The organism is Microbacterium sp. (assembly GCF_032084865.1).
Lineage (GTDB): Bacteria > Actinomycetota > Actinomycetes > Actinomycetales > Microbacteriaceae > Microbacterium.
On record NZ_DAMDLU010000206.1, the window covers coordinates 1 to 3,271 of the forward strand.

4 protein-coding genes are annotated in these 3,271 nt (G+C 71.8%); 1 reads left to right on the plus strand and 3 read right to left on the minus strand.

Features of this window, described 5'->3' with window-relative positions; all coding sequences use genetic code 11:
• The coding region (locus tag RT309_RS14385; protein WP_313358139.1) for a DUF3043 domain-containing protein at window positions 1-499 on the plus strand (499 nt) is incomplete at its 5' end.
• A 49-nt stretch (window positions 500-548) separates the two neighbouring features.
• Here the strand turns inward: RT309_RS14385 and RT309_RS14390 are convergent.
• The 3 genes from RT309_RS14390 to hisD form a co-directional block, all read right to left on the minus strand.
• Entirely contained in the window at window positions 549-1,568 is a 1,020-nt protein-coding gene (locus tag RT309_RS14390) for a quinone-dependent dihydroorotate dehydrogenase (RefSeq protein WP_313358145.1), read from the minus strand.
• A gap of 24 nt (window positions 1,569-1,592) precedes the next feature.
• On the minus strand, window positions 1,593-2,057 hold the full coding sequence (nrdR, locus tag RT309_RS14395; RefSeq protein WP_313358141.1) for a transcriptional regulator NrdR: 465 nt from the start codon (window positions 2,055-2,057) through the stop codon (window positions 1,593-1,595).
• A 31-nt stretch (window positions 2,058-2,088) separates the two neighbouring features.
• On the minus strand, window positions 2,089-3,271 hold a 1,183-nt coding region (gene hisD, locus RT309_RS14400), incomplete at its 5' end, for a histidinol dehydrogenase (protein ID WP_313358143.1).

Genomic DNA, 3,271 nt, shown 5'->3' on the forward strand with positions numbered 1-3,271 from the left:
CGCCACCCCCACCCGCGCCGAGCGCGAGGCCGCCAACCGCCGTCCCCTGGTCGCGAACACGAAGGAGGCCCGCGCTGCGGCGAAGGCCGACCTGCAGGCGCGCCGGCAGCGGGCCCGCATCGGCATGGAGAACGGCGAGGACAAGTACCTTCCCACGCGCGACCGCGGCCCGCAGCGGCGCTGGGTACGCGACTACGTCGACGCCGGGTGGCACATCTCCGAGTGGCTGATGGCCGCGATGCTGCTGGTCATCGTGCTCAGCCTCGTCAACATCCCCGCGGTGCAGCTGTGGGCGATGGTCGGGCTGTGGGGATACATGCTGCTCGCGGTCGGCGACATGGTGCTGCTGAGCATGCGGGTGAAGAAGAAGGTCGCCGCGAAGTTCGGCCTCGAGCGTCGCGAGCGCGGGCTCGGCTGGTACGCGGCGATGCGGTCGCTGCAGATGCGCTTCATGCGTCTGCCGAAGCCGCAGGTGCGCCGCGGTCAGTACCCCGACTGACCCTTCGGCAAGCTCAGGGACCCAGGTCCTGTTCCGAGGCCTGTGCCGCTCAGCGGCGCAGGCCTCTGTTGATCTGCCTGGCCCACAATGGTCCGCGATACAGGAACGCCGTGTAGCCCTGCACGAGGGTGGCCCCGGCATCCAGTCGTCGCTGCACGTCGTCGGCGGTCTCCACTCCCCCGACCGCGATCACGCAGAAGCCGGCGGGCACCGCGCTCCTGACGACCGCGAGCACCTCGAGCGAGCGCTCCTTCAGCGGCGCGCCGGAGAGCCCGCCCGCGCCAGCGGCGTCGACGACCGCAGGGTCGGTGATCAGGCCGTCGCGCGAGATGGTCGTGTTGTGGGCGATGATCCCGGCGAGCCCCTCCTGCACCGCCATGCGAGCGATGGCCGCGATCTCGTCATCGGGCAGGTCGGGGGCGATCTTCACGAGCAGCGGCGTCTCGCCCGCAGCCTGCTTCACCGCGCGCAGCAGCGGGGCGAGCGTCTCGACCGCCTGCAGGCCGCGCAGGCCCGGGGTGTTCGGCGACGAGACGTTCACGGCGAGGTAGTCGGCGAGCGGTGCGAGGCGCACGGCCGACGTGACATAGTCCGCGACGGCGTCCTCGACGGCGACCACGCGGCTCTTTCCGATGTTCACCCCGATCACGGCGCGAGGAGCGCGCCTGCGCAGCGCGGTGAGCCGCCGCGCGGCGGCATCCGCCCCCTCGTTGTTGAAGCCCATCCGGTTGATGACGGCCCGGTCGGGGATCAGGCGGAACAGCCGCGGCTTCGGGTTGCCCTCCTGCGGGATGGCGGTGACCGTGCCGATCTCGATGTGCCCGAAGCCGAGGGCATCCAGGCCGCGCACGCCCACGGCGTTCTTGTCGAAGCCGGCGGCGACCCCGAAGGGCGACGGGAAGTCCAGCCCGAGCGCGCGCACCCGCTGATCCGGACGAGGTGCTGTCAGCGCGCGCGCCGCCCAGGACAGGGGCGGCACCCCGAGCGCGCGGATGACCGCCATCGCGGCGTGGTGCGCGGATTCGGGGTCGAAGCGTGCGAGGACGTGGCGGAAGAGCAGTGAGTACATCACTGCCCAAGGTTACCGGTCGTCTTATTCCGCTTCCGCCGCCACGTGGTCGGCGCGCAGGTCGCCGATGGCGCGCTCGAAGTCGTCGAGCGAGTCGAACGCCTGGTACACGCTGGCGAAACGCAGGAAGGCCACCTCGTCGAGCTCACGCAGCGGACCGAGGATCGCGAGCCCGATCTCGTTGGTGTCGAGCTGAGAGACACCGGTCTGCCGCACGGCCTCTTCGACCTTCTGTGCGAGCAGCGCCAGGTTCGCCTCGGTGACGGGACGGCCCTGACACGCCTTGCGCACGCCGGAGATCACCTTGTCGCGGCTGAACGCCTCCATGACGCCGGAGCGCTTGATCACCATGAGGCTCGCCGTCTCGGTCGTCGAGAACCGTCCACCGCATTCCGGACACTGTCGTCGGCGGCGGATCGACAGGCCGTCGTCGCTGGTGCGGGAATCGATGACGCGGGAGTCCGGATGCCGGCAGAAGGGGCAGTGCATGATCGGTCAGCCTACTCGCTCGCCCTCGGGCTCACCGGGAGGCGTCGGCGAAGCGCGCCTCGACGGCGTCACCGTGTGCGGGCAGGATCTCGGCGTTCGCGAGCGCGACGACCCCGGCCCTGACCTCGGCCAGGGCGGCGTGGTCGTACTCGATGACCTGCTGCGGACGCAGGAAGGTGTACGCGCCGAGTCCGGCGGCGTAGCGGGCCTGACCACCGGTCGGCAGCACGTGGTTGCTGCCGGCCAGGTAGTCGCCGAGGCTGACCGGTGTCTGGTCGCCGACGAACACCGCACCGGCGCTCGTGAAGCGCTCCGCGGCGGCGGAGGCGTCGGCGAGGTGCAGTTCGAGGTGCTCCGGCGCGTAGGCGTTGCTGAAGGCCTCCGCCATCGAGCGGTCATCCACGAGCACGATGGCCGACTGCGGGCCGGCGAGGGCCTCGGCGACGCGCGCGGTGTGCGTGGTGGTGGCCGCGAGGTCCGCGACCACCGAGGCGACGCGTTCGGCGAGCTCGACCGAATCGGTCACCAGCACGGCGGACGCCTGCTCGTCGTGCTCCGCCTGGCTGATCAGGTCCGCAGCGATCAGGGTGGGATCGGCCGCAGCATCCGCGACGATGAGGATCTCGGTCGCGCCCGCCTCGGAGTCCGTGCCGACGACGCCGGCGACGACCCGCTTCGCCGAGGCGACGTAGTTGTTCCCCGGGCCCGACACGACGTCGACGGGGTCGAGCCCGAGATCGGCGACCCCGTGGGCGAGGGCGCCGATCGCGCCGGCCCCGCCGATCGCGTAGATCTCGTCGATGCCGAGCAGGTCGGCGGCGGCGAGGATCGTCGGGTGCACCCGACCGCCGTGCGCCGCCTGCGGCGGCGATGCGAGGGCGATGGAGGTGACGCCGGCGACCTGCGCGGGGACGACGTTCATCACCACGCTGGATGCGAGGGGCGCCTTGCCGCCGGGGATGTACACCCCCGCACGCGTCACGGGCTGCCACCGCTGGGTGATACTCGCGCCGGGTCCGATCCGAGTGGTCTTCGGGCTCGGGACCTGAGCGGCCGAACCCCGACGGACCCGCTCGATGGCGGTCTCGAGAGCGGAGCGCACGACGGGATCGACCGACGCTGCGGCCTCGGCGACGTGCTCGGCGGGGACGCGGATGGCGTGACCGCTCACCCGGTCGAAGCGCTCGGCCTGCTCGCGCAGGGCGACCTCGCCG